Origin of the sequence: Anaerotignum sp. (assembly GCF_051877975.1) — a bacterium.
In the GTDB taxonomy this organism is placed as follows: Bacteria; Bacillota; Clostridia; order Lachnospirales; family Anaerotignaceae; genus Anaerotignum_A.
In genome coordinates this window covers 12,425-37,021 of sequence record NZ_JBJEJK010000025.1, presented here as the reverse complement: position 1 = coordinate 37,021, position 24,597 = coordinate 12,425, and the positions used below count along the sequence as shown (strand labels likewise).

26 protein-coding genes are annotated in these 24,597 nt (G+C 47.8%); 5 read left to right on the top strand and 21 right to left on the bottom strand.

The features are described 5' to 3' along the window. Positions 1-117 precede the first annotated feature (117 nt). The 8 genes from ACI39P_RS04415 to ACI39P_RS04380 form a co-directional block, all read right to left on the bottom strand. Positions 118-999, bottom strand: coding sequence for a DegV family protein (locus tag ACI39P_RS04415; RefSeq protein ID WP_439719488.1), 882 nt, complete (start codon positions 997-999; stop codon positions 118-120). Between the two features lie 275 nt (positions 1,000-1,274). Further along, a complete protein-coding gene (locus tag ACI39P_RS04410) occupies positions 1,275-1,421 on the bottom strand; it encodes a hypothetical protein (RefSeq protein ID WP_439719487.1) in 147 nt (48 codons plus the stop codon). A gap of 35 nt (positions 1,422-1,456) precedes the next feature. Next, entirely contained in the window at positions 1,457-2,446 is a 990-nt protein-coding gene (locus tag ACI39P_RS04405) for an NAD(P)H-dependent glycerol-3-phosphate dehydrogenase (protein WP_439719486.1), read from the bottom strand. A 17-nt stretch (positions 2,447-2,463) separates the two neighbouring features. Next, positions 2,464-3,072: a glycerol-3-phosphate 1-O-acyltransferase PlsY gene (plsY, locus tag ACI39P_RS04400; protein WP_439719485.1), complete on the bottom strand. Its 609-nt coding sequence runs from the start codon at positions 3,070-3,072 to the stop codon at positions 2,464-2,466. Position 3,073: 1 nt separating this feature from the next. Then, positions 3,074-4,399 (bottom strand): ribosome biogenesis GTPase Der, encoded by a 1,326-nt coding sequence (gene der / locus ACI39P_RS04395; RefSeq protein WP_439719484.1) that lies wholly within the window; start codon positions 4,397-4,399, stop codon positions 3,074-3,076. Between the two features lie 149 nt (positions 4,400-4,548). Further along, on the bottom strand, positions 4,549-4,803 hold the full coding sequence (locus ACI39P_RS04390) for an SHOCT domain-containing protein (protein WP_439719483.1): 255 nt from the start codon (positions 4,801-4,803) through the stop codon (positions 4,549-4,551). Between the two features lie 12 nt (positions 4,804-4,815). Continuing rightward, entirely contained in the window at positions 4,816-5,622 is an 807-nt protein-coding gene (gene pgeF / locus ACI39P_RS04385) for a peptidoglycan editing factor PgeF (protein WP_439719482.1), read from the bottom strand. After that, positions 5,612-6,769, bottom strand: coding sequence for a ribonuclease HII (locus ACI39P_RS04380; RefSeq protein WP_439719481.1), 1,158 nt, complete (start codon positions 6,767-6,769; stop codon positions 5,612-5,614). Before ACI39P_RS04380 ends, pgeF begins: the two co-directional genes overlap by 11 nt. A gap of 209 nt (positions 6,770-6,978) precedes the next feature. Between ACI39P_RS04380 and ACI39P_RS04375 the strand changes: the two genes are divergently transcribed. Continuing rightward, the gene (locus ACI39P_RS04375) at positions 6,979-7,758 is read left to right on the top strand and encodes a PhzF family phenazine biosynthesis isomerase (RefSeq protein ID WP_439719480.1); all 780 of its coding nucleotides are present in this window, start codon (positions 6,979-6,981) and stop codon (positions 7,756-7,758) included. 93 nt (positions 7,759-7,851) lie between these two features. Here ACI39P_RS04375 and ACI39P_RS04370 read toward each other — a convergent pair whose 3' ends face one another. The 7 genes from ACI39P_RS04370 to ACI39P_RS04340 all read right to left on the bottom strand — a co-directional run bounded on the left by ACI39P_RS04370 (position 7,852) and on the right by ACI39P_RS04340 (position 14,003). Further along, a complete protein-coding gene (locus ACI39P_RS04370) occupies positions 7,852-9,507 on the bottom strand; it encodes an RNase J family beta-CASP ribonuclease (RefSeq protein ID WP_439719519.1) in 1,656 nt (551 codons plus the stop codon). Positions 9,508-10,047: 540 nt separating this feature from the next. Then, positions 10,048-10,350 carry a DUF1292 domain-containing protein gene (locus ACI39P_RS04365; RefSeq protein WP_439719479.1) on the bottom strand — a complete coding sequence of 101 codons (303 nt, stop codon included), beginning with the start codon at positions 10,348-10,350 and terminating at the stop codon, positions 10,048-10,050. 24 nt (positions 10,351-10,374) lie between these two features. Beyond that, on the bottom strand, positions 10,375-10,800 hold the full coding sequence (gene ruvX, locus ACI39P_RS04360; RefSeq protein WP_439719478.1) for a Holliday junction resolvase RuvX: 426 nt from the start codon (positions 10,798-10,800) through the stop codon (positions 10,375-10,377). Positions 10,801-10,815: 15 nt separating this feature from the next. Further along, complete coding sequence (locus ACI39P_RS04355) at positions 10,816-11,076, bottom strand: IreB family regulatory phosphoprotein (RefSeq protein WP_439719477.1); 261 nt, start codon at positions 11,074-11,076, stop codon at positions 10,816-10,818. Positions 11,077-11,245: 169 nt separating this feature from the next. Then, positions 11,246-12,544, bottom strand: coding sequence for a tRNA (N(6)-L-threonylcarbamoyladenosine(37)-C(2))-methylthiotransferase MtaB (mtaB, locus tag ACI39P_RS04350; RefSeq protein ID WP_439719476.1), 1,299 nt, complete (start codon positions 12,542-12,544; stop codon positions 11,246-11,248). 21 nt (positions 12,545-12,565) lie between these two features. Beyond that, positions 12,566-13,357: a Cof-type HAD-IIB family hydrolase gene (locus ACI39P_RS04345; RefSeq protein WP_439719475.1), complete on the bottom strand. Its 792-nt coding sequence runs from the start codon at positions 13,355-13,357 to the stop codon at positions 12,566-12,568. Positions 13,358-13,376: 19 nt separating this feature from the next. After that, entirely contained in the window at positions 13,377-14,003 is a 627-nt protein-coding gene (locus ACI39P_RS04340; protein WP_439719474.1) for a hypothetical protein, read from the bottom strand. Between the two features lie 91 nt (positions 14,004-14,094). Between ACI39P_RS04340 and ACI39P_RS04335 the strand changes: the two genes are divergently transcribed. Then, positions 14,095-14,508 carry a YbgC/FadM family acyl-CoA thioesterase gene (locus ACI39P_RS04335; protein WP_439719473.1) on the top strand — a complete coding sequence of 138 codons (414 nt, stop codon included), beginning with the start codon at positions 14,095-14,097 and terminating at the stop codon, positions 14,506-14,508. A 254-nt stretch (positions 14,509-14,762) separates the two neighbouring features. Here the strand turns inward: ACI39P_RS04335 and ACI39P_RS04330 are convergent, their stop codons facing one another. Continuing rightward, positions 14,763-15,218, bottom strand: coding sequence for a hypothetical protein (locus tag ACI39P_RS04330; protein WP_439719472.1), 456 nt, complete (start codon positions 15,216-15,218; stop codon positions 14,763-14,765). A 159-nt stretch (positions 15,219-15,377) separates the two neighbouring features. Next, positions 15,378-16,076, bottom strand: coding sequence for a 5'-methylthioadenosine/adenosylhomocysteine nucleosidase (locus tag ACI39P_RS04325; RefSeq protein ID WP_439719471.1), 699 nt, complete (start codon positions 16,074-16,076; stop codon positions 15,378-15,380). A gap of 221 nt (positions 16,077-16,297) precedes the next feature. On the opposite strand from ACI39P_RS04325, the gene ACI39P_RS04320 reads away from it, so the two are divergent. The 3 genes from ACI39P_RS04320 to ACI39P_RS04310 are packed head-to-tail and all read left to right on the top strand — an operon-like array spanning position 16,298 to position 18,077. Beyond that, on the top strand, positions 16,298-17,002 hold the full coding sequence (locus ACI39P_RS04320) for a gamma-glutamyl-gamma-aminobutyrate hydrolase family protein (RefSeq protein ID WP_439719470.1): 705 nt from the start codon (positions 16,298-16,300) through the stop codon (positions 17,000-17,002). Positions 17,003-17,008: 6 nt separating this feature from the next. Then, positions 17,009-17,887, top strand: coding sequence for a mechanosensitive ion channel domain-containing protein (locus ACI39P_RS04315; protein WP_439719469.1), 879 nt, complete (start codon positions 17,009-17,011; stop codon positions 17,885-17,887). 4 nt (positions 17,888-17,891) lie between these two features. Next, positions 17,892-18,077, top strand: coding sequence for a DUF951 domain-containing protein (locus ACI39P_RS04310; RefSeq protein ID WP_439719468.1), 186 nt, complete (start codon positions 17,892-17,894; stop codon positions 18,075-18,077). A 180-nt stretch (positions 18,078-18,257) separates the two neighbouring features. On the opposite strand, the gene ACI39P_RS04305 is transcribed toward ACI39P_RS04310, so the two are convergent. The 4 genes from ACI39P_RS04305 to ACI39P_RS04290 all read right to left on the bottom strand — a co-directional run bounded on the left by ACI39P_RS04305 (position 18,258) and on the right by ACI39P_RS04290 (position 24,525). Continuing rightward, positions 18,258-20,372, bottom strand: coding sequence for a heavy metal translocating P-type ATPase (locus tag ACI39P_RS04305; RefSeq protein ID WP_439719467.1), 2,115 nt, complete (start codon positions 20,370-20,372; stop codon positions 18,258-18,260). A 94-nt stretch (positions 20,373-20,466) separates the two neighbouring features. After that, positions 20,467-20,796 (bottom strand): metalloregulator ArsR/SmtB family transcription factor, encoded by a 330-nt coding sequence (locus ACI39P_RS04300; protein WP_439719518.1) that lies wholly within the window; start codon positions 20,794-20,796, stop codon positions 20,467-20,469. Positions 20,797-20,871: 75 nt separating this feature from the next. Further along, complete coding sequence (locus ACI39P_RS04295; RefSeq protein ID WP_439719466.1) at positions 20,872-21,777, bottom strand: LysR substrate-binding domain-containing protein; 906 nt, start codon at positions 21,775-21,777, stop codon at positions 20,872-20,874. Positions 21,778-21,882: 105 nt separating this feature from the next. Continuing rightward, a complete protein-coding gene (locus ACI39P_RS04290) occupies positions 21,883-24,525 on the bottom strand; it encodes a calcium-translocating P-type ATPase, PMCA-type (RefSeq protein WP_439719465.1) in 2,643 nt (880 codons plus the stop codon). Positions 24,526-24,597 lie beyond the last annotated feature (72 nt).

Here is a 24,597-nt window from a genome sequence, read left to right as displayed (position 1 = left end):
AAATATACACCGTCCTTTCCCATGTGAAAATCTGGCAGTTTGAAAAAGCCTTCAAAAAAATCAAAGGAAAACGAATACATGAAAGTCCCGAACATTGCGTTCGGGACTTTGCTCTTCTTATCTTTCTTTTCCCCAGAAGAACAGCGCCACAGTGCCGGGGCCTGTGTGGCTGCCAATGGTCGTGCCAATGTTATTGATGAGCACTTTCCCATCCAGGTTCGGGAATCGGGCTTCCACCCGCTTCGCCACCGCTTCCGCGTCCTCTTTGCAGGCAGAATGGGAAATATAGCATTTGCCCTGATATGCCGTGCCATCCTCCGCCAGTTCCTCCATCTTTTTCACAATGGCCTCCATGACCATCTTTTTCGTTCTGACCTTTTGGCGGGGAACCAGCTTGCCTTCCCTGTCTACGCATAGCAAAGGACAGATATTCAGCACCGTGCCCACAAAGCCTGCTGTTTTTGTAACCCTGCCGCCTTTGATGAAAAAGGTCAGATCCGTAGAAAAAAACCAGCTCTGGAGCTTCAGCTTATTTGCTTCTGCCCATTCATATACCTCATCAATGGTCTTGCCCGCATCCCGCAGGTCTGCCAGTGCATCCATCAATAAACCATAGCCGGAAGAAGCAGACAGGGAATCCACAATATAAATTTTTCTGTCGGGATATTTTTCCTGCAGGATATCCTTTGCCAGATTTGCGGAATTGAGTACACCGGAAATGCCGGAAGAAAGGCTCACATGCAGAATATCTTTCCCCTGCTGCAAAAAGCCTTCAAAATATTCCTCAAATTCTACGGCGTTGATTTGAGACGTTTTCGTATCCGCCCCCTTTGCCATGGCCTGATAAAATGCATCGAAAGACATGGTCTCCCCCAGATCATCCCGATACGGCTTCCCATCCAGCTCATAATGGAAACAGATATATTCCACCTTTCTGTGGATGAAGTGTTCCTTGGATAGATCTGCTGTAGAACAGCAGCTCAGCACAAAGTTTTCCATATATGCCCTCCTAAAGCCTCATACAGATTTTTGTATCAGACAGTTTTATGCCCACATTATAGAGGGATGCAAGCGGTTTGTAAATAGCATTTTTTGTGAATTTTCCGAAAAAACAAGGCATAGAATATTCTATCCCCTGTTTCATAAAAATTTTATTTTGTATTAAAAGAAGCAATATTACTGAACTACATCACACCATTCAGAACTACATAGAACTGATAGTAATAGGCTGTATCGGAAGTCAGCTTCAGCTTTGCTTCCTGATTCAAGTCATATCAGATATCGAATGGATTCTTGTTATGGCTGATCGTATCACTGGCAACTGCCCACAGAACATTCTTAGTTGCGCCAAAGTAAAGTCCTGCCTTTGTGGGGCTTGCGCCGGTATAACTTACGCTGCCATAAAGACGCCCAAAAATCATCTCATTCCTTTTATTTGATTCCCATCAAATTTGAATCATTCCGCCTTGTAATCTCTGGTCATCAGCTCCAACACTGCATCCTCCACATTTTTATCTCCAAAGAGTACTTCGCTCATGATTTCTGTGATTGGCATGGAAACGTCATATTTTTCTGCCAGCTGGCATGCTGCCTGCACGGTATTCACACCTTCCACGACCATTTTTACCTCGTCCAGGGTCTCCTGCAGGCTCTTCCCCTGCCCTAACAGGATACCGGCTTTGCGGTTTCTGGAATGCATACTGGTACAGGTAACGATCAGGTCACCGATGCCGGAAAGACCGGCAAAGGTATCTGCCTTGCCCCCCATAGCCATCCCCAGGCGCTTCATTTCCGCCATGCCTCTTGTCATAAGAGCCGCTTTGGTATTATCCCCAAAGCCCAGGCCATCAGACATCCCCGCAGCCAGCGCCATAACGTTTTTCAGCGCCGCCCCGATTTCTACGCCGATCATATCTGTATTGGTATACAGACGGAACCGAGGGTTGGCAAATTCCTGCTGCACCAGCTTGGCCACTGCCTCATTTTCACAGGCAATCAGGCAGGCCGTAGGCACTTCTCGTGCCACTTCTTCCGCATGGCTGGGGCCGGAAAGCACGCAAACCTGACACTGGGGTGCTTCCCTCTGAATGACCTCCGAAAGGCGCAGCAATGTACCCGGTTCCAAGCCTTTCGCCACATTTACTAAAATCTGCCATGTCTTCAGATAGGGCGCAAATTCCCTCACGGTATCGCTCACAGCCCGGGACGGCACAGCCAGAATGATGATTTCCGCCCCCTTCACCGCTTCTTTACGATCCGTTGTTGCCTGAATACTTTCAGGGATATCTACGCCGGGCAGATATTTTTTATTTTTTCTTTCCTGGAGCAGCTCTTCCACCGCATCCTGTCTTCTGGACCAGATCATGACTTCGTGTCCATTTTCCGCCAGCATCACCGCAAGGGCTGTCCCCCAGCTGCCGGAGCCAATGACCGTTACTTTCTTCATATCTATGACCTCCAGTCTCACTTCTTCTTGGAACCAAATTTATTTTCCGTCCCATTCATCAATTTCTTGATATTCCCTCTGTGCCGCCAAAACGCCATTACGCCAACGCAGGCTGTCAGCAGGACGATCTCATGATCATAGCCCAGCAAATAGCAGCTGATGGGCAAAGTCAGCGCAAACAACAGAGAGCCCACAGAAACATAGCCTGTAGCAAAGGCTAGCCCAAAACCAACAATGGCATTGGGAATAGCCAGACGGAAATCTATGCTGAATGCCATAGCCGCCGTCATACCGATCATAACTGCAATCCCTTTGCCGCCTTTGAATTTCAAATAAAAAGGATAATTATGACCCAGAACAGCGCCTACACTGCCGTAAACGCCCGCCAGATTTCCCTCATCCTTGAATATGGTGCGGCAAATCAAAAACGCAACGACAGATTTCATAATATCACCAAAGAATACCACTGCGCCCGCCTTTTTTCCCAAAACCCGCAGCGCATTGGTAGTACCCAGGTTGCCGCTGCCATGCTGGCGCAAATCTACCTTCCAGATTCTCCCGACTACATAGGCTGTTTCGATACAGCCCACAAAATAGCCGATACATAAACAAATCAATCGAAACATATCAATCTTTTTCCCCTTTTTCTCTTACAATGAAATGGATTGGTGTACCAACGAAGCCAAAGGCTTCCCGCAGCTGATTTTCGATATACCTGCGGTAAGAGAAATGGAACAATTCTCTTTCATTGACAAAGATCACAAAAGTAGGGGGTTTTACAGACACCTGTGTCATATAATACAGCCGCAGCTGACGCCCTTTATCCGCAGGGGGCTGCTGCATAGCTGTTGCTTCGATCAGCACTTCATTCAGAACGCCGGTGCTGATGCGCAGAGCATGATTCTGGTGTACCGTCTGGATCATTTCCAGCATACGGTTGATCCGCTGCCCTGTCATAGCGGATATGAACACACGGGGCGCGTAATCCATATATTTCAATTCCATGCCAATATCCTTCAGATACTGATTCATGGTCTTATCATTCTTTTCGATGGCATCCCATTTATTGACAGCAATGATAGCCGCTTTGCCCCTTTCATGGGCAATCCCGGCAATCTTTGTATCCTGATCGGTGATCCCTTCATTGGCATCAATCACCAGAATGGCAACATCACAGCGTTCCACCGCCGCAACGGCCCGGATAATACTGAAGCGTTCAATTTCTTCTTTGATCTTGCTTTTGCGGCGCATGCCTGCCGTATCAATGAATACATATTTCTGCCCATCGATTTCAATAGGGGTATCCACAGCATCTCTTGTGGTGCCGGCAATGTTGCTGACAATCAGTCTATCTTCTCCCAAAATCTTATTGATGAGAGAGGATTTCCCTACATTGGGCTTGCCGATGATGGCAACCTTGATGGCATCATCCTCTTCCTCCGCGGCATCCTTATCCGGGAAATAGGAAATGACCTGATCCAGCATATCCCCCAGCCCCAGGGCCTGTCCTGCGGAAACGGGCAGGGGATCGCCAATGCCCAGTTCATAAAATTCATAGATTGCCAGCGTATCCCGTTTTACGCTGTCCACTTTATTCACGCACAGCACCACAGGCTTCTTTGTGCGGCGCAGCATATTAGCCACCTTCACATCATCATCAGTTACCCCTGTTTTTACGTCTGTGACGAACAGGATCACATCCGCTGTTTCAATGGCGATCTGTGCCTGCTGCACGATCTGCTTCTGGATCACTTCTTCGGAACCGATTTCCATACCGCCGGTATCGATCAATGTAAATTTGCGGTCCAGCCATTCCACGTCAGCATAGATACGGTCGCGGGTTACCCCGGGCGTATCCTGCACGATAGAAATTCTTTCTCCTGCCAGTCTGTTGAACAGTGTGGATTTCCCTACATTTGGGCGGCCTACCACAGCTACGATAGGTTTGCTCATAGTTTTATACCTCCAACCTGCTTTGCAGTTATTTTTTCTCTCTTTTCTCAGATGGGCATAAAAACCCAATTTTCCATTCTGTTTAGTATACCACAAAAAGAAAGGAAGTGCCAAGAATTTTTGCACCCCCTCTTCTACCGCCATTTCCCTTATAGCATTTCCATGTATTTTTGTTTCTTTTCTTCAAATTCCTCTTCTGTCAGGATACCCAGATCCTTCAGTTCTTTCAGCCGTTTCAGATCCTCTGTCACTTCCGCAAGGCTTTTTTCCTTGGAAGGATGGAGCATGTCCACCATACCGCCCACCGCCTTAACACCATCAGCCACTTTTGTCACTTCCGAAATGCTGACATGTTTTACGGTACCCATCACTTTTTTCACAACCTTCAGTGCTCTGTCTATCATTTCTCCACCTTCTCAAATCAGTTCCATAATCCCAGCCATAACGCCCCGCTTTTCCCCCATGCCACGGTGAGAATAGAAACGTACCTGATCACATTTGGTGCAAAGCCCGGAAATTTCAATATCCTTCACGCCCATTTCTGCCAGCAGGCGGCGGTTGGTTTCCCATAAGTCCATTTTAAATTTCCCCTCTTCGGCAGGGTCGTCAAAAATAATATCCTCCGCCCAAGGGATATTTTCCTTAAACAGATTCACCACAGGGGCATCCACCTGAAAACAGCATTTTCCAATGGAAGGGCCAATGGCGGCAGTCACATCGGCTGGTTCTGTGCCAAAGGCTTCCATCATCGCCTGCAATGTCTTTTCCGCCATGCGTTTGCCTGTACCCATCCAGCCGCAGTGAGCCATGCCGATGGCTTTGTTCTTTTTATCCAGCAAAAACACCGGCACACAATCCGCCCCAAAAATCACCAGAGGGATATTCTTCTCGTTGGTAATCAAACCATCCACGTCAGTATAACCTCGGTCTGTCCAAACGCCCTTGCCCTTGTCCTCCGCCGTTACCCGGCGCACATTGGTGGTATGGGTCTGCTGGGATGTCACAAAGTTATCCACGGAAAAACCCACAGCCTCCCCAAGGATACGATAATTTTCCCATACAGCCTCTTTGGCTTCCCCCCGGGATAAGCCCATATTCATGGTTGCCCAATACTCCGTGCTGACGCCGCCATGGCGGGTGGTAAAACAATGCCGCACCATGCCCGTTTCCGTCAGATTATCAAATGTTATATATTCCAAATTTCCTTTTTTCTCAATCTTCATCGTTTTCTCCTTGTTTTCGCTGAAAGGCATCTTCTGTATAGCGGAAATACGTTTTTCCCTCGCTGGTCAAAACCTCCGCCACATCGAAACGGAAGTCATAGCCCATCTGCTCCAAGCAATTTTCTGCTATATAAGCCTTGGCCGCCCGAATGATATTCTGCTGTTTCCAATGATTCACCGCCTCCGCAGGGCTGCCCATGGCTTCGTTTTTTCTGTATTTTACTTCTGTAAAAATGATATAGGTATCCTTTTTGGCAATAATATCGATTTCCCCCTGCAAAGCATGGAAATTTCGTTCCAGAATTTCATACCCCATCTTTTCCATCTGTTTCGCCGCCAAAACCTCTCCCCGGTTCCCCTTATCGACAGCAGTATCGCCATCTTGGGGGAGAAAATTTTTTACAAAGGTCTTGCGGTGGATGGGGGTGATCCCCATCTTTTTGATGCCTTCGATATGCTCCGCCGAGCCGTAGCCCTTGTTTGAAGCAAATCCATACCCAGGGTAGACCTCCTCAAAGGCCTCCATCAGGCGGTCACGATAGACCTTGGCAACGATGCTCGCCGCCCCTATGGACATACTTTTGGCATCCCCCTTGATAATGCCCCGCTGGGGTGTGGAGATTCTGGGGATAGTTACCGCATCGGCAAGGATATAGTCCGCCTTTGGGCTCAGCTGAGAAAGTGCCTCCCGCATGGCTTCGTACGTTGCCTGTAAAATATTGATTTCATCGATGCGCTCATTGGAAACAATGCCGATGCCATAGGAAACCGCTTTTTCCAAAATAATATCATAAAGTGCTTCTCTCTTTTTTGCGGAAAGCTTTTTGGAATCATTGACCCCTTCAATCTTACATTCCTTGGGCAAAATCACCGCCGCCGCTACCACAGGCCCCGCCAGCGGCCCTCTGCCCACTTCATCGATGCCGGCAACCAGCTCATAGCCCGCCTCCCAGCATCCTCTTTCATAGGTCAATATTTCGTCCAGGCGTTCCAGCTCCTGCAAATGCTTATCATATTTTCTCCGAAAAGAGGTCAGCAGATTCTGGACACCCTTTCGACTGTCTGCTTCAAATTGTTTGAGCTGTTCTGGCAGTGCTTCCATAGGGCAGCTGCTCAAAATTTCTTTGATCTCATTGATCGACTGCATATTCTCCCTCTTTTCTAATATTCTTCCCTCGTATCATACTATATTTTTTCTGTTCTTGCAACGAAAGCCGCAGGCTGTCTTCCGTTCCCCCTGCGATACAAGCCTTCCAAATAAAATGGTTTTTACACATGCTTTTTTAATTGTACACAGCTTCTCTTTGTGCTATCCTTATATCAAGAGAAAAACAAAGAAAAAGGAGGTCCTTTACAATGAAATGTTACCACGTTGACGCATTCGCAGAAAAACCCTTTGAAGGCAACCCCGCAGCCGTTTGTGTGCTGGACAAATATCCTTCCGATGAACTGATGCAAAAAATCGCCATCGAAAACAACCTGTCCGAAACCGCTTTTACAGTCAAAGAAGGGGAAAATTATCATCTGCGTTGGTTCACCCCCGGCGGCGAGATCGACCTGTGCGGTCATGCCACTTTAGGTACAGCATACGTACTGTTCACATTCTTCGAAAAAGAAGCAGAATCTATCACTTTTAACACCATGAGCGGCCCTCTGACCGTTGTGCGCAAAGGCGATCTGCTGGAAATGGATTTCCCTGCTTATGAACTAAAAGAAGTACCTGTTACCAATGCCATGGAAGAAATTCTGGGAGTGAGACCCATAGAAGCATGGCTGGGCCGCGATCTGCTTTGTGTGTTTGAAAAGGAAGCAGACGTAATCAATATGGCTCCCGACCATAGCAGGATCACAGAATTGGATGGGCTGCTGCAGCATGTGACAGCGAAAGGAACAAAATATGATTCCGTTTCCCGTTCCTTCTGCTCCAAGCTGGCTATTACAGAAGACCCTGTCTGCGGCAGCGGTCACTGCCACATCGTACCCTTCTGGGCAAAAAAATTGGAAAAACCGGAAATTATCGCTCGGCAGGCTTCCAAACGGGGCGGTACACTCCATTGCCGGATGAATGGTGATCGGGTGACTCTGGCCGGCTCTGCAGTGCTGTATTCCATCGCAGAACTGTATGTAGAAGAATAAATTCCTGATTGTTTTTATTCCTTTTGGCAACAGAAAAATGCAAAAAGAACCCCCTGATTTCTCAGGGGGTTCTCCTATTTGCATCTGAAACTCTCAGACTTCCATGATAATGGGAAGAATCATAGGACTTCTCTTTGTTTTCTGCCAGATATAATTTTTCAGTGTATCCTTGATGACACCCTTGATATAATTCCAGCTTGTGATGTTCTTTTCTTCGCATTTCAAGAGGGCTTCCAACACCACAGCCCGGGCTTCATCCATCAGGTTTTCCGCCTCACGTACATATACAAAGCCTCTGGAAATGATATCGGGGCCGGAAACGATGGTTCCCATTTCTCTGTCCATGGAAACCACTACCACCATCAGGCCATCCTGAGACAAATGCTTTCTGTCCCGCAGAACGATATTGCCCACATCGCCAACGCCCAGACCATCTACCATGATCTGACCTACCGGCACAGTACCTGTGACCTTAGCCTCGTTTTTATTGACTTCTAACACTTCGCCCAGCTTCATTACGAAGATATCATTCTTATCCATGCCCATGGAAATCGCCAGATCCCTGTGGCAGGAAAGATGCATAAATTCGCCATGGACAGGCATGAAGAATTTGGGCTTTGTCAATGCCAACATCAGCTTCAGTTCTTCCTGGCGGGCATGACCGGAAACATGAATATCCTCGATATCGCCGTAAACTACCTTGGCGCCTTTTTTCAGCAATTCATTTACCACACGGAACACATTCTTTTCATTGCCGGGAATGGCAGATGCGCTGATGATGATTTTATCATCCGGCTTCACGCTGATCTGCTTATGCTCACCGGAAGCGATTCTGGATAGGGCAGACATGGTTTCCCCCTGGCTGCCAGTGGTGATGATGACCAACTGATCATCTCTGTAATTCTTTGTTTCTGTAATATCGATCAAAGTTCTGGGGGGTACCCAAAGGTAATCCAGTTCCGAAGCCGTTTTCACGGCATTGACCATACTGCGGCCGATGATGGCAACCTTTCTGCCATACATATAGGCTGCGTTGATGACCTGCTGGATCCGATGGATATTAGAAGAGAAGGTAGCCACCATGATACGGTTCTTAGGCGTCTCCTCAAAGATTTTCTCAAATACCTTACCCACATTTTTTTCAGACATGGTGAAGCCTTTTCTTTCCGCATTGGTACTGTCGCTCATCAGCAGCAGGACGCCTTCCTTCCCCAGTTCCGCAAAACGCTGCAGATCGATGATATCTCCATCAATGGGCGTATAATCCACCTTAAAGTCGCCGGTGTGTACCACTACACCAACGGGGGTGTGAATCGCCAATGCCACTGCATCGGCAATGGAATGGTTGGTATGGATAAATTCCACTACCATCTGCCCCAGCTTCACCTTTTCCCCGGGCACCACCGTATGTCTTATGGTGGAATCCAGCATTTTATGCTCTCTCAGCTTATTTTCCAGCAGTCCTAATGTCAGCAGAGTGCCGAATACAGGCACATTCAGCTGTTTCAGAATATAAGGCAGTGCGCCGATATGATCCTCGTGACCATGGGTCAGCACGATGCCTCTGATTTTGTCGATGTTTTTTGTCAAATAGGTTACGTCGGGGATGACCAGGTCGATCCCCAGCATATCATCCTCAGGGAAGGCCAGCCCGCAGTCGATGATGATAATATCATCGCCATATTCCAGCACTGTCATATTCTTGCCGATCTCTTCCAGGCCGCCCAAAGCAATGACCTTCAGGTTCATCTTGGGTTTTGCCTTGGTTTTGCTTCTGGCACGGAGCTTTGCAGCCGTTTTTGCGGCAGGTTTTGCCGCTGTTTTTTCGGCTGTTTTTGCCGCCGTTTTGGCTGCTGTTTTCGCCGCCGTTTTCACCGCTGCCTTCACAGTATCAGCCTTTATCGCAGGCTTTACCTTCGTATTTTTCGCTTTGGAGCTCTTTGCGTTCGTCTCCTTCACGATCTTTTTCTCTGCCAAAAAACACACCTCCTTTTCTTCGTTTCTCTTACTTTGTCGTCTTTATAGTATGGCGTAAAAAAGTTTTCTTTAAACCGCATAAAATTTCTCTTTTCTCAAAAGAGCGCACTGAAAAAAAGCAGTCGATTCTCACCCGCCGAAAAAACATTCCGCCCCGTTTTTTCTGAAACGATATGAGTGCTGCTGTTTTTCTTTTGTATGCTTTTTTCTTTTTTCCGCTCATTTTATGATGAAAAGGGAATAAGGCATACTTCTGAAAACGAAAATCTCAAGAAATATGCCGCCCTAGTCCATTCAAATACAATCCAAAGATCAGTCGATCTCTACGGTATAATCTTCGCCCTTCTGTGCGAACAGATCTGCCACACGGTCAAATTCCGCATCATCTTCTACCAACTCATAGGTTACATCATCTGTATTGATAGAAACTTCCTTCAAGATGATAGCGTCTGTTTCATCATCATCCATCAATTCTGTTTCCACTACCAACAGATAGCGGTCGCCGCCGCAGGCTACATTATCAATAATGGAAAATTCGATTTCTTCACCGTTTTCATCTGTCATAGTAACGGTCTCAAATTCCATTTCGTTTACTTCATCATAAATATCAGCCATGATTCTAGCTCCTTTATATCCAAATTACTTTGTCTTGCTGTCCAGATATCCCTGCAGGATATGGACTGCTGCCATCTTATCGATAACGCTCTTTCTCTTGTCGTGATTCAGCCCCACTTCCCGCAGAGAACGTTCTGCTGCAATGGTGCTGAATCTTTCATCCCAAAGGATGACTTCCACCTTCGGGAAGCGTTTTTTGATCCGCTCACAGAAATCCTTTGTCTTGACGCATCTTTCCCCTTCCGAACCGTCCAGATTCTTCGGGTAGCCCAAAACAATGACTTCTGCCTGATACTGTTCCACCAGTTCCGCCAGTCTGCGCATACTTTTTTTGAATTCTGCAGGGTTATCTCTGCGGATGATCTCTACGCCTTGGGCTGTCCAGCCGAAGGGATCGCTGACTGCTACACCGATGGTCTTATCTCCAAAGTCTAAGCCTAAAATACGCAATATGCTTCCTCTTTCTTACTCGTTACGGTCTAAATAATCTTTTACCAGTTCTTCCAGCAGCTCATCTCTCTCCAGCTTGCGGATGAGGACACGTGCATTCTGATAACTTGTGATATAAGTAGGATCACCGGAAAGGATATAGCCGACAATCTGGTTGACGGGATTATAGCCTTTTTCCCGCAGCGCACTGCTGACAGCCACCAGGATTCTTTTTGCTTCGTTTTCAGGTTCTTTTTCCAGTCTGCCGAAATATTGTGTCTCATGAATATTGCCCATGCTTCTCACTCTCCGTTCTGCGGTTTTGCCGCACCCCAAATAAAACAACTTATATCTTTAACAGGGTAAGGATCCTGCTTCTTCCAAAAAATACTTATGTTTATGATACCTGAAACCCCAACCGATTGCAACTATATTCTCCTTACATAATTATTACAATTTGATGGGTTTATTCATCCGCTTCACCAAAAAGCTCTTCACCCTCCGCCTTTGTGATATGTGTCCTGCGGATTTGGTTTGTCAGATTCTTTCCGCTTTTGCCGCGCACCTTGATATAGTTGGTGGTATGGCCTTCATATACGTCATCCTCCACCATTCTTTCGTACAGCACTTCCACATCCTGCCCCACATATTCCTGCAGGAAATCCGCCGCCATCTTATCGCTCAATGCAATGAGCTTATGGCTGCGTTCTGATTTCACCGCATTGGGCAGCTGGTCTTTTCTTGCCGCCGCAGGGGTGCCTCTTTTGGGGGAATAGGGAAACACATGGATTTTGGCAAAGCCGATTTCCTTGGCAAAATCATAGCTTGCCTGAAAATCTTCTTCCGTTTCCCCGGGGAAGCCAACGATGATATCTGTCGTCAAGGCCACATGGGGCAGATACTTCCGCAGGGTTGCCGCCGCCTGACGGTATTTTTCCGTATCATATTTCCGGTTCATTTCCTTCAGAGTCTTATCACAGCCACTCTGGAGGGAAAGATGGAAATGATCGCAGACCTTCGGCAACTCTGCCATGGCCCGGGCAAATTCCTCCGTCACCACATTCGGTTCGATGGAACTGAACCGGATACGTTCGATGCCTTCCACCTCATGGACCTGCCGCAAAATTTCCAGCAGGGAAGTATCTCGCCTGTCCTTGCCATAGCTAGCCACATGAATACCCGTCAGCACCACTTCCTTGAAGCCATTCTCCGCCAGACGTTTTACTTCCGCCAGAACCTCCTGGGGCTCTCTGCTGCGGATGGGTCCTCTGGCGTAAGGGATAATGCAGTAAGAACAATATTGGCTGCATCCATCCTGAATCTTCAGGTATGCTCTGGTGCGGTTGGCCAGCTTCTGGATAGACAAGGGTTCAAACACCCGTTCCTTCATGATATCAGAAACATGGTTTTCTACCCCATGACTTTTATCATATTGCTCCACCATCTCCACGATCTGGGCTCTATCCTTGGTGCCGATGACCAGATTGACCCCTTCCACTTTCATCAGCTCCTGAGGGGCAGTCTGGGCATAGCAGCCCACCACAGCCACAATGGCATTTTCATTCTGCCGCTTTACCTTGCGGATCAACTGACGGGATTTTTTATCCCCGAAATTGGTTACCGTACAGGTATTGATGACATATACATCGGCTTCTTCATCGATGCCGACAATCTCATAGCCTTTTTCCGCGAACAACTCCGCAATGGCTTCACTTTCATATTGATTTACTTTACAGCCCAGTGCAAAACTTGCTGCTTTTTTCATCATTCTTCTCTCCTCCGGGGCTTAAATTCCCGTGATTTGGCGAATTGCCTTCACCACGCCGCCCTCGTTATTGCTGCCCGCCTGAAAACGGGCTTTTTTCTTCACGCCCTCCACAGCGCCCTGCATGGCAAAGCTATAGTAGGCTTTTTCAAACATTTCGATATCGTTATACTGATCTCCGAATACCATGGTTTCTTCCGGGGTGATGTTCCACATTTCCTGCAGTGCTTCCACGGCAGTGCCTTTATTGACGCCATAAATACCGGTATCCATACAGCCCTCTCCGGAGGTCACCAGATTGATTCTTTCATCCAAAATGGCACGCATTTCCCGAAATTTTTCCACCGTATCCCCATCATTGGTGATGATAATGGAAATTTTGATAATATCATCGTCGATCTGATATAAATCCTCCGCCAGAGCCATTTTGTAATTGAACAGAGGCGATTCCAGAAAAACTTTCATCTCCGGGCTTCTGGTATAACTCACATGCTTGGCGCAAACGATAGGCTCCAGCCCTTCGATGGCAAAAGCCGCATCCAAAGAAGCTGCCACCTGCCCCCGGGTCATGCACTGGGCGTACAGTTCTTTTCCGTTATCCATAATAAAAGCGCCGTTTTCCGAAATAATGACGACATCCTTCACATGTTCCTTAAAATCCTCCCGCAGGCTGGGATACTGCCTGCCGCTGGCAACCACAAAGCGGGTACCTGCTTCCTTCAGCTTCGGCAGGATTTTATAGATATCCTCATCAATCTTCTTTTCATCATTCACCAGTGTGCCGTCCATATCCGACACGATCAGCTTAATCATCTTTATCACCTATGCATTCTTAGTTAATGCGGAAAAATAATGGCAGCAGTTTCATTGCCACAGTTACATCTTTCCCGGAAAGCCAAACCAAATGCTCTCTTAGTGCTTCCCATTTTTCTTTTCTTGTTATCACCTGGGCACAAATATTTTCCATGGCATTCAGATGATTCATGATATCCTCTCGTTCGCTGCGGGAAAGGCATTCCATCATGCCGATATCCAAACGAACGGAGGTAAAATCCGCTTCAAAATCCAATTCCTGATGTTCTTTGGAAATATAATATTCCATTAAGCCTTCATTGCTGTAATGGTTTTCCCGAAAGCCCTTCATCCGCTCCAGCAAAATCTGCACATTTTCCCGATAAATTTTGGCCATATCAGCCGTATCCTCATAAGGCTGGATGACCCGAAGCCCCTTGGTGAAGCCGTCGATCTTTTCCGCATAATGCTCCAAAAGCAGTTGAAACAGGCCCTCCATGGCTTCGCTGTCATAGGAGGATGCTTCCCAGACGGTTTCCACATGGGCAATATCTTCATCAATCATGGTACGAATCTCTTTTTCTTCTGTCATATCCTCCACCGTCCCTTCTGCATTGGAATTATCTTTTAGTATAACATAAAAAGAATCCCTATGGCAAGAATCCATACTTTTTCTCCTTCCTTTCAGGAAATTTGAAAAATATCTCCGCCTGTGCTATCATCAGTACAAGATATTTTTCCGAAAGGAGTCCCTTTTTATGAAACCCTATCAGCATAAAGTACAGTATTATGAAACAGATAAAATGGGCATCACCCACCATTCCAACTACATCCGCTGGATGGAAGAAGCCCGCACCGATTTTTTGGCGGAATATGGCTGGCCCTATGATAAAATGGAGGAAGCCGGTATCTTCTCCCCTGTCACAGCGGTGGAATGCAAATATAAAGCCAGCACCACCTTTGCGGATCTTATCGACATCACCATTTCTGTAGCAGAATTTAAGGGCATAAAGCTGAAGCTGAAATATGAAATGCGAAAACAAGACGGCGCACTGGCCTGTGAAGCTTATTCCGAGCATTGTTTTCTGAATGGGGAAGGAAAAATCATCCGCCTGCAAAAAGAACAGCCGGCGCTGCATCAGCTTTTGACTGATTTGGCAGAAAAGGCATAAAGAAAGCCATATCCAAAGGATATGGCTTTTTTATGCTGAAAGGTTCGGGAAACAAAGAGTTTCCCGACTGGAATCCGCAGGATGTTCAGCACTTTGCTTCGCAAAGTCTGCTTCGCCGACCGCATCCATCTTTGCGGTGCATCGAATTCATTTCCGCCCAGGGAAACAGGATGTCGCCTGCTTGCAGGCACATATCTGTTTACTCTTCTATTTCATAACTTGAAATCCTGATTTCAAGTTAGCGGCTCCGCCGCTTATTCCTCCTCGTCGTCGATGATAACCACCATGCCGCCCAGTCTTCTGTTCAGCTCTTTTCTTGTGATCTTGATGATATTCGGTGTTACACCCTCGGGCTGTTCTTCGATGAAATATGCTTCTTCCTTATCACAGTCATTTTCATCCAGCCAGCCGCTGAAATAAGACAGGATAGAACGCATGATCTCTACGCTGTGACCCCAATAGTCCAAATCCAGGAAAACCATTCTGTTCTTTTCCCCGTTTTTGGAGAATTTACGGCTCTTATAAACCATCGTGAACAGACGTCTTTCTTCCCCCTTATAGGTGAAGTAAACTGCCATTTCATTGCTTTCGCCAAAACGGTTTTCATAACGGTTTACCTTTGCTTCCGGGTCGAAATATTTCAGAATGAACTGATAGATCTGTTCCAGTTCAATTTCCTTTGTAATATACCCATGAGTCTTTGCTGTCATTTGAAAAGCCTCCTTTTTCCCACTACTTTTATGCCAATAAATATTTTGCGTGCAAATCATTCTTTATTCTGATTGCATTATACAGTAAGAAAATTGCCTTTACAAGAGCAATCCCTCACATGGAACAGAGAATTTCATCACGAATTTTTAGGCAATTTTTTACATCTTTTCCAACATCTTTTCCACCAAATTGCTGCTGCGCTTTGCCGCCAGCTGGACGAACTGCTCATAGGACATATTCGCTTCTTCATCGGCGCTGTCACTGATGGCACGGATAACCACAAAGGGAATCCGGTTCAGCCAGCAGGCATGGGCAATGGCCGCGCCTTCCATTTCCGCGCAGTCACCCTGCACATATTTTTGAATACGTTCCTTACCTTCCTTCGTGCCGATGAACTGATCGCCGCTGGCAACCCTGCCCAGCATAATCTGATAGTCATCGGCTGTTTCTGCCGCTGCTTCCTGTGCCAGCCGTACCATCATTTCATCAGCCTTAAAATAGCTTTCCGCCAGACGGGGGATTGTACCAACGGGGTCACCCAGAGCGGAAACATCCATATCATGCTGTACCGCATCTGTAGAAATCAGAATATCCCCAATATGCAGTGCATTGTTCACCGCACCAGCTACACCTGTATTGATAATATAATCTACACCAAAATGGTCGATCAGAACCTGTGTGCAAACTGCGGCATTGACCTTACCAATCCCGCTGATGACCAGCACAATGCTGTTGCCGTAATATTTCCCCACGAAAAACTGTAAGCCAATCACGCTTTTTGTCGTTACGATCTCTATCTTCTCTTTCAAATACGCAATTTCTTCCGCCATGGCGCCAATGATGCCGATCGTCTTCATACCCGATATCATCTCCTGTTCTTTTTTCAGGCAGCATTTTGCAATATCCGCCTCCATCAGCCATTTGTTTCCGGCTCATACACATTGATTATAACACAATCCCTCTATGTCCTGCAAGTCACCCCTTTTTTCAAACGGATCCTTAAGTTTTTACGGTTTCGTTGCAAAAAAACAGTAACTTTTGTATACTGATAAAGAAAATAAATTTAGAGGTGTTACCCATGAATATAAAACCTGTTATCGGCATTGCGCCGAACTATTCTTATGAAAAAAAAGAATACTCCCTCCACGAGGATTATGTGCTGGCCATCGAAAAGGCAGGGGGCTGCCCCATTGTGCTGCTGCCCCATCAGGAACTGCCCGATTTTCTGGATGGGCTTTTGCTGACCGGCGGCGGCGATATCGACCCGCTGCTCTTCGGGGAAGAACCCCTGCACCAGAGCGGCGAAATCAACCCCCTGCGGGATGTTTATGAAATGCGGATCTGCCACGAAGCACTGGAAAAAGACCTGCCCATGCTGGGCATCTGCCGGGGCATGCAGGTGATGAATATCGTCAAAGGCGGCGGCATCTATCAGGATATCGGCGTGCAGGCCGGCACCACTTTGAAGCATATCCAGCAGGCGCCCCGTTCCTACGGTACCCACAGCATCTTTGTGGAAAATGATACCCTTTTGACAGACCTTTGGGAAAACAAACGCACTGTGGTCAATTCCCTGCATCATCAATCCTGTTCCACTTTGGGGGAAGGCTTCATCGTTTCGGCCCGCAGTGCCGATGGTCTCATCGAAGCTATTGAAGAAAAGAACTGCCTGTTTGCTGTTGGCGTACAGTGGCATCCCGAAGCCATGAAAACAGAAGAAATGGGGCTGCTGTTCACTGCTTTTCTAAAAGCCGCAGCCACCTATAGACAAAACAGGAGGTAATTGAACATGGATACTATCACCAACAATAACGCGATCAGCGAAGGAATCAGCCAGCTGTTCAGCCCCGTTGCCTGGAACGGCCTCATAACCGCAGGCATCAAGCTTTTGCAGATCATCGGCACACTTCTGCTTTGCTGGATCCTCATTAAAGTTTCCAGTGCCATTGCAAAAAAATTCTTTCAGAACCAGACAAACAAGCAACGCCTTGCCATGTCTGAACGAAAAGCAAAGACCCTGAATTCCATCACCAGCAGCGTATTGAAATATGTGATCTATTTTATCGGTATCTTTTCCGTCCTGAAACAACTGGGCGTTCCGGACAGTTCTCTGGTGGTTGTTGCTTCTGCCGGCTCTGTTGCCATCGGCTTAGGCGCCCAGAGCGTTGTCACAGATATGATGGAGGGCTTCTTTATACTCTTTGAAGACCATTATGCCGTGGGCGATATTGTCACCATCCAGGGCATCACCGGCACCGTGGAAAGCGTGACCCTGCGCTCCACCAAACTGCGGGATCCTATGGGCTGTGTGCATATCATCCCCAATGGTTCCGTAGGCACAGTAACAAATATGTGTCGGGAATTCATCAATGCCGTTGTAACGGTGGGCATCGCCTACGGAGAAAGTATCGACCACGCTATGGAAGTGCTGAAGGATGAGATGGCAAAAACCACAGATATGCCTGATCTGCTGGAACCCCCCACAGTGGCAGGCGTCATCGGTCTGGATGATTCCGCAGTAACCATCAAAATCGTTGCAAAGTGTAAAGTGAAAACAAACCTTGCTGTGGAAGCGGAACTGCGCCGCCGCATCAAGAACAGGCTGGATGCAGAAGGCATTGACATTCCTTTCCCTCAGCGGGTAGTGCATATTGTAAAGGAGGCATAAACCTATGGATTTTTCTGTTGGAGATATCGTACAAATGAAAAAAAGTCACCCCTGCGGCTCCTCCCAGTGGGAAATTTTAAGAACAGGCATCGATTTTCGTATCAAATGCTGCGGCTGCGGGCACATGGTCATGCTGCCCAGAGTGAAATTCGAAAAAAACGTAAAAAAAATCATCCCGAAGGATGAATAAATTCTCAGGGCACTGCCCTGAATCCTGCCAACTTTTTGAAAAAAATTAGATCAAAAACTTTTATACAAAAACGGCACCAATACAGGTGCCGTTTTTCTTTGCCAATCTATCATTTTTTCTGCCTCAAATGCAGTTCGTAGCGATTGAGGGTTGAGGGAAATCAGAACTGCGTGCCAAGAATCAATCCTTCTTTCGCATGGAATTCAGAATCGCCAATACACATACGCCTACATCGGCAAATACCGCCATCCACATGGTGGCAATGCCAGGAATAGACAGAACCAGCACCATAATTTTGAAGCCCAGCGCAAAGACAATATTCTGGTTGACAATCTTTCGGGTATTTCTGGCAATTTTGATACCCACCGCCAGCTTGCCGATATCATCATCCATCAGCACCACATCCGCTGCTTCGATAGCCGCATCGGAACCGATGCCGCCCATGGCAACGCCCAGATCTGCTCCCGCTAAAACAGGCGCATCGTTGATGCCATCGCCTACAAAAGCTGTCTTGCTTTCGTCACTGCCTTTCAGTTTTTCCATCCATTCCACTTTATTTTCCGGCAGCAATTCGCTGTAGACCCCATCCAGCTGCAGTTCTTTTGCCACGGCTTCCGCAGTCTCTTTTCGATCGCCCGTCAGCATGACCATCTTCTTTACGCCCTGCTTCCGCAAAGCCCCCAAAGATTCCGCAATGTTCTCCTTCAGGGTATCCGCCACAAGGATATGCCCGAAAAACTTTCCGCCTTTGGCCACATAAACCACAGTGCCAACGCCATTGGCTTTTTCATAAGGGATCTGTTCCCGTTCCATCAGGCGGCTGTTGCCCAAAAGGACAGTTTCCCCTTCCAGTTCATAGGAAATGCCATAACCGCCCAGTTCCTGGTAATTTTCCGCCTCCGGCAGCTCCCCTTCATAGGCATTTGCAATTGCCTGTGCGATGGGGTGATTGCTCATAGCTTCGCCAATGGCTGCCAAACGCAGCACATCCCCCTGCACTTCTGTGACAGAAAATTTTCCCTTCGTCAGGGTGCCGGTCTTATCGAAAACTACCGTTTCCAAATGGCAAAGGGTATCCAAATCTCCGCCTCCTTTGATCAGGATCCCCCGCTTGGATGCGGCACCAATGCCGGCAAAATAGCTCAAAGGAACAGACAATACCAATGCACAGGGGCAGGATACAACTAAAAATACCAATGCCCGCCCAAACCAGAGGGAAAACGCACCCATGCCCAACACAGGGGGCAATACCGCTACCAAAACCGCCAGCAAAACCACCACAGGCGTATAGATTCTGGCAAAACGGGTGATAAAGCGTTCCGTTCTAGATTTCTTTCCGGCGGCATTTTGCACCATTTCCAAAATCTTCATCACTGTGGATTCCCCGAAGGGCTTTTCCACACGAATCCGCAGCGTACCATCCATATTGATACAGCCGCTGAGGACACGATCGCCTACTGCCGCATTTCTGGGGAGGGATTCCCCTGTCAAAGCCGCCGTATCCAGCATGGCGTGGCCTTCTTCGATAATACCATCCAAAGGGATCCGTTCCCCAGCCTTTACCAGGATAGAATCTCCAATCTGTACCGTCTCAGGAGGGACTTCCTTCGTTTCCCCCTCTGTTGTCAAACGGGCGAAATCAGGACGGATATCCAGCAATGCCGTAATGGATTTTCTGGAACGAGCCACAGCGTAATCCTGAAAGGCTTCCCCCACCTGATAGAACAACATAACGAAAACGGCTTCCGCCATTTCGCCAATGGCAAGGGCACCAATGGTAGAAAGGGACATCAGGAAGTTTTCATCAAAAACCTGCCCACGGATGATGTTCTTTCCTGCCCGCAGCAGCACATCATAGCCAAACACCAGATAAGCCGCCAAAAACAACGGCACACCAGCACTGCTCTCTTTCCAGAAAACAGCTCCAAAAAACAACACCAAACCTAAGCCAAACCGCAGGAAGAATTTCTTGCCAAAGCCTTCTTCTCCCTCTTGCTGGTGTTCCTGTCCGCAGCTGCAGCCCTCTGCGCATGCTTCTTTTGCCTTAGATGCGGCATTTATCCCTTCTTCTGGAAATGCAACTTCCACATCCGGCTCAAAAGTATGGACTGTTTTTTCGATGGTCTCCCGCATTTTCCCCGGAGAAACGCCCTTTTTCAGTTCCAACATCATTTCCTGCCGCACGAGGTTAATAGAAACTTCCTCTGTTTCCTCCAGTTTGGAAAGAACATCCTCTATCTTTCCCGCACAATGGGCACAAGTCAGCCCCTTCAAGTACACCTTCATTTCAGACATTTGGTTCACCTCTTTTTATTTGTTCACATGAATAATCATTCATGTATTGACTCAAAATTTAGGCTGTAATTTTTAGATACAGCCTAATAGGTTCTTATTCATGATATCCACGTTTGTGACGGATATGCGTCATCCCCTGCTCCAGAACCATGCGGACATGTTCATCATCCAGAGAATAGAACACCGTCTTGCCTTCCTTGCGATATTTCACAAGGTCGTTCTGCCGCAGGACACGCAGCTGATGAGAAACGGCAGATTGGCTCATTTCCAAGGCTTCTGCCAATTCGCCCACATTCCGCTCGCCTTCCAGCAAAATCTGCAGGATGCAGATACGGGTGCCGTCGCCAAATATCTTGAAAAATTCTGCCAGCTCCTGAATAAACTCCTTTTGCAGCTCTTTTTCCATATCAAATTCTTCCTGCATCAGGTCTTTCTGCATGCTGTACTTCCTTTCTCATTTGAATATCTGCTCATATATTAACATGTTGTATGGTTCCTGTCAATCTTCCTTATCGGGAAAATTTATCAATTCGATGAACCCTTTCAGGGCATGGGGCATAGCTACATTTTTCAGCCGCACCATGCCGATACTACGCTTGGGTACAGGGGGATCCACGGGAATTTCATACAGGCGTTTGCTTTCCAGATCCTTCTGGGTAAATTCTTTGATAACATAAGTCAGCCCCAGGTTGATTTCCGCAAAGCTGACCAGAAGATCACTGCTGCCCAATTCCAGAATAGGATTCAGCACAACACCGTTTTCTTCCGCATAACGATCGATATAGCGGCGGGAATTGCTGAGATCTTCCAGCAGCAACAGGGGGTATTGGGGCAGTTCCTTCACCTGCATCCCCATTTCTGCCAACATACGATATCTCTCCCCGCCTACCAGCACATCATGAATTTCGATACAAGGTGTTACTTCCAGGTCTTCATCCTCCGCAATGGGCAGATTGATGAAACAGACGTCTACGCTGCCATTGCGCAAAAGACGCAAAGATTCATACGTAGTCTTATTGGTGACCTTGATATTGATATCAGGATAGAGCTTATGATATTGCTCCAGATAATGCAACAGGAAATTGGCAATGACCGTATCACTGGCGCCAATCTTCAGCTCGCCCATTTCCATATGGACCATCTGATAATATTTTTCTTCTGCCGCCTGAATCAGCCCCAAAGCCTGCTCCAGATAAGTATACAGAAGCTTTCCCTCAGCGGTGGGATAGACACCCTTGGCGGTGCGCACCAAAAGGGGGCTGCCCATACGGTCTTCCAGCTGGCGGATAGACATGCTGACCGCAGGCTGTGAAATATATAATTCCCTTGCCGCCGCGGACATATTGCCCGTGCGGACAACGGCACAAAAAATACGATAAAGATCCAAAGAAACATCAACTTTCATGTAAGTGCCATCCTTTTCTTTTGTTTTCTTCTATTATACAGAAAACAAAGAGAGTCCGCAAGAACGATAAGAAAAAATGATAGCTGAATTTTTTTCAAAATTCTTTTATTTTTTCTCCATCTCTCTTTTCTGTCGGCGGTCTTTCCATTTTTCCAACTCCACCACAGGCAAAGGTACCAGGGACAGCGCCGCCACAATCAGCCATTCCAACTTATCCAACGGGCAAACCTTAAACACCGCCGCCAAGGGTTCCACCATGATAACGCCTGCCTGCAAAATACAGCCGATGAAAAAGGCTCCCAGAAGCATGGGATTGCTGCCAATGGAAATATGAAACAGGGAATGCTCCGTCCGCATATTAAACGCATGCACCAGCTGGGAAAGAGAAAGCACCGCAAAGGCCATGGTCCGCCCGGTGATGTAAGTTTTTTCCCCATCGAAATAAATATGCCCGATGCCAAAGGCCAAAAGGGCCAGCATCCCGATCATCATGCCCTCCAGGGCAATCCGACTGCCCATGCCGTCGCTGAATAAAGAGGCTTCCCGCCGGGGCGGCCGCTCCATAATATCCTCATCGGCAGGGTCTACCCCCAAAGCGATGGCAGGCAAGGAATCCGTCACCAGATTCACCCAAAGAAGCTGAATGGGCAGAAGGGGCGTTGCCCAGCCGAAACACATAGCAACAAAAATGGTGATGATTTCGCCGATATTGCTGGAAAGCAGAAAATGTACTGCCTTGCGGATATTATCATAAATGCTGCGGCCTTCCCGCACCGCTTCTACAATGGTAGCAAAATTATCATCCATCAATACCATATCCGCCGCGCCTTTTGCCACTTCTGTGCCGTTTTTCCCCATGGCACAGCCGATATCTGCCGCTTTCAGGGCCGGGGCATCATTGACACCATCCCCCGTCATGGCGACTACCCGTCCATCCTTCTGGAAAGCCTTCACGATACGAACTTTATGTTCCGGGGAAACCCGGGCAAAAACGGTACAATGCTCCGCCGCCTGTTCCAGCTGGACATCATCCATCTGCATCAATTCCTGCCCAGTAATGACTCGGTCTCCATTTTCATAAATGCCTAATTTCCCTGCAATGGCCTGGGCTGTCAAAGCATGATCCCCCGTAATCATCACAGGGCGGATGCCGGCCCCTTTGCAAATGCGGACGGCTTCTGCCGCTTCCGGCCGGGGCGGGTCAATCATTCCTGCCATCCCTGCGAAAACCAAATCCCGTTCCAAGCTCTCCGGTGTAAAAAACAGAGGCTCTTCTTCCCATTCCCGGAAGGCCACCGCCACCACCCGCAGGGCATTTGCCGCCATCTCGCCATTTTTCAGGCGGGCTTCGCTCTTTCTTCTGCCATCAAAGGGTGCCTGTCCTGCCCCATCCAAACAGCGGGTGCATTTTTCAAACAGGATATCCGGTGCCCCTTTTGTAACAGAAATCCACTTATCACCGCTGGGGTGTACCGTTGTCATTAGCTTTCGTTCCGAAGAAAAGGGAATTCCGCCGATTCTTGGCATTTCCTGCCAAAGGGCTTTCAAAGATACGCCTCCTTCCTCCGCCGCTTCCGCAAGGGCTTTTTCCGTGGGCTCGCCAATAATTTTTGTTCCCTTGCGCTTGGCGTCGTTGCAAAGGGTAAACAAAGTCAGGATAAACCGTCGTTTTTCCTCATTTTTTTCCAAATCCCTGCCGATAGCGGCAAGCTGGGTCACCTTCATCCGGTTCTGGGTCAGGGTACCTGTTTTATCGGAACAGATGACTTCTGCCCCGCCCAAGGTCTCCACCGCAGGCAATCGGCGGATGATAGTATTCTTTTTAGACATCCGCTGCATCCCAATGGCAAGCACAATGGTCACGATGGCAGGCAATCCTTCCGGAATGGCCGCCACAGCAAGGCTGACAGAAGTCATAAACATGTGAAAGGGTTCCTGTTTCCGCAACAGCCCCATGACGAAAATGATGCCGCAGATGGCCAAGGCACCGATGCCCAGCAGCTTTCCTGTTTCCCCTAATTTTTTCTGCAATGGGGTCTCGCTTTCCTCCTGTTCCGCCAAAAGGGAGGCGATATGGCCGATTTCCGTATTCATGCCCGTGGCTGTGACCACTGCCGTTCCCGCCCCTGCCAAAACATAGCTGCCGGAAAGCACCATATTTTTTCTGTCCCCCAACTGGGTCTTTTCCGGCAAAACACCTGCCTCCTTTTCAATGGCAAGGGATTCCCCGGTGATGGCACTTTCTTCCGTTTTCAAGCCGTGATTTTCCAGAATCCGGCCATCGGCACAGATATAATCCCCGGCAGAAAGCAGCAGGATATCCCCCTGTACCACTTCCTCCGCAGGAATCTCCTTTTCCTCTCCATCCCGCAGAACCTTTGCCTTGGGAGCAGAAAGTTCCTTCAAAGCTTCCAGAGCTTTTTCCGCCTTGCTTTCCTGCAGAACCCCCAGAAAAGCATTCAAAACCACAATAGCAATGATGATGGCGGAATCCACAAAATCCCCTTCCCCATTCCAATAAGACACGACAAAGGAAACTACCGCTGCCCCGATGAGCAGCAATATCATAAAATCATTGAACTGCGCCAAAAATTGCCGTAAAAAGCCTTTCCGGCCTTCCCCCTGCTCCAGTTTATTTTTCCCGTCTGCTGCCAGCCGCTTGGCTGCCTCCCCTGCCGAAAGCCCCTTCGCTTCCTCCGTCCGCAGGGTCTTTATCACTGCCGAAAGCTGCATGCTCCACCAATCCATATCCTCACGCTCCATCTTTTGTTTTTCTGCTTGTCTTTTTTTCAATCTATGCGGACAAGCGCAAAAAAAGAC

Coding starts and splice junctions, on each gene's coding strand:
- ACI39P_RS04380 (WP_439719481.1), bottom strand. CDS start 6,769: ATGCAGTCGATCAATGAGATCAAAGAAATTTTGAGCAGCTGCCCTATG.
- plsY (WP_439719485.1), bottom strand. CDS start 3,072: ATGTTTCGATTGATTTGTTTATGTATCGGCTATTTTGTGGGCTGTATC.
- ACI39P_RS04320 (WP_439719470.1), top strand. CDS start 16,298: ATGAATATAAAACCTGTTATCGGCATTGCGCCGAACTATTCTTATGAA.
- der (WP_439719484.1), bottom strand. CDS start 4,399: ATGAGCAAACCTATCGTAGCTGTGGTAGGCCGCCCAAATGTAGGGAAA.
- ACI39P_RS04405 (WP_439719486.1), bottom strand. CDS start 2,446: ATGAAGAAAGTAACGGTCATTGGCTCCGGCAGCTGGGGGACAGCCCTT.
- ACI39P_RS04415 (WP_439719488.1), bottom strand. CDS start 999: ATGGAAAACTTTGTGCTGAGCTGCTGTTCTACAGCAGATCTATCCAAG.
- ACI39P_RS04295 (WP_439719466.1), bottom strand. CDS start 21,777: ATGAAAGTTGATGTTTCTTTGGATCTTTATCGTATTTTTTGTGCCGTT.
- ACI39P_RS04340 (WP_439719474.1), bottom strand. CDS start 14,003: ATGGATTCTTGCCATAGGGATTCTTTTTATGTTATACTAAAAGATAAT.
- ACI39P_RS04330 (WP_439719472.1), bottom strand. CDS start 15,218: ATGACAGCAAAGACTCATGGGTATATTACAAAGGAAATTGAACTGGAA.
- ACI39P_RS04310 (WP_439719468.1), top strand. CDS start 17,892: ATGGATTTTTCTGTTGGAGATATCGTACAAATGAAAAAAAGTCACCCC.
- ACI39P_RS04290 (WP_439719465.1), bottom strand. CDS start 24,525: ATGGATTGGTGGAGCATGCAGCTTTCGGCAGTGATAAAGACCCTGCGG.
- ACI39P_RS04345 (WP_439719475.1), bottom strand. CDS start 13,357: ATGATTAAGCTGATCGTGTCGGATATGGACGGCACACTGGTGAATGAT.
- ACI39P_RS04410 (WP_439719487.1), bottom strand. CDS start 1,421: ATGATTTTTGGGCGTCTTTATGGCAGCGTAAGTTATACCGGCGCAAGC.
- ACI39P_RS04390 (WP_439719483.1), bottom strand. CDS start 4,803: ATGATAGACAGAGCACTGAAGGTTGTGAAAAAAGTGATGGGTACCGTA.
- ACI39P_RS04365 (WP_439719479.1), bottom strand. CDS start 10,350: ATGGCTGATATTTATGATGAAGTAAACGAAATGGAATTTGAGACCGTT.
- ACI39P_RS04370 (WP_439719519.1), bottom strand. CDS start 9,507: ATGAACCTGAAGGTCATTGCTTTGGGCGGCCTGGAAGAGATCGGCAAG.
- ACI39P_RS04325 (WP_439719471.1), bottom strand. CDS start 16,076: ATGAAGACGATCGGCATCATTGGCGCCATGGCGGAAGAAATTGCGTAT.
- ACI39P_RS04355 (WP_439719477.1), bottom strand. CDS start 11,076: ATGGGCAATATTCATGAGACACAATATTTCGGCAGACTGGAAAAAGAA.
- ACI39P_RS04305 (WP_439719467.1), bottom strand. CDS start 20,372: ATGTCTGAAATGAAGGTGTACTTGAAGGGGCTGACTTGTGCCCATTGT.
- ACI39P_RS04375 (WP_439719480.1), top strand. CDS start 6,979: ATGAAATGTTACCACGTTGACGCATTCGCAGAAAAACCCTTTGAAGGC.
- mtaB (WP_439719476.1), bottom strand. CDS start 12,544: ATGAAAAAAGCAGCAAGTTTTGCACTGGGCTGTAAAGTAAATCAATAT.
- pgeF (WP_439719482.1), bottom strand. CDS start 5,622: ATGAAGATTGAGAAAAAAGGAAATTTGGAATATATAACATTTGATAAT.
- ACI39P_RS04335 (WP_439719473.1), top strand. CDS start 14,095: ATGAAACCCTATCAGCATAAAGTACAGTATTATGAAACAGATAAAATG.
- ACI39P_RS04315 (WP_439719469.1), top strand. CDS start 17,009: ATGGATACTATCACCAACAATAACGCGATCAGCGAAGGAATCAGCCAG.
- ACI39P_RS04300 (WP_439719518.1), bottom strand. CDS start 20,796: ATGCAGGAAGAATTTGATATGGAAAAAGAGCTGCAAAAGGAGTTTATT.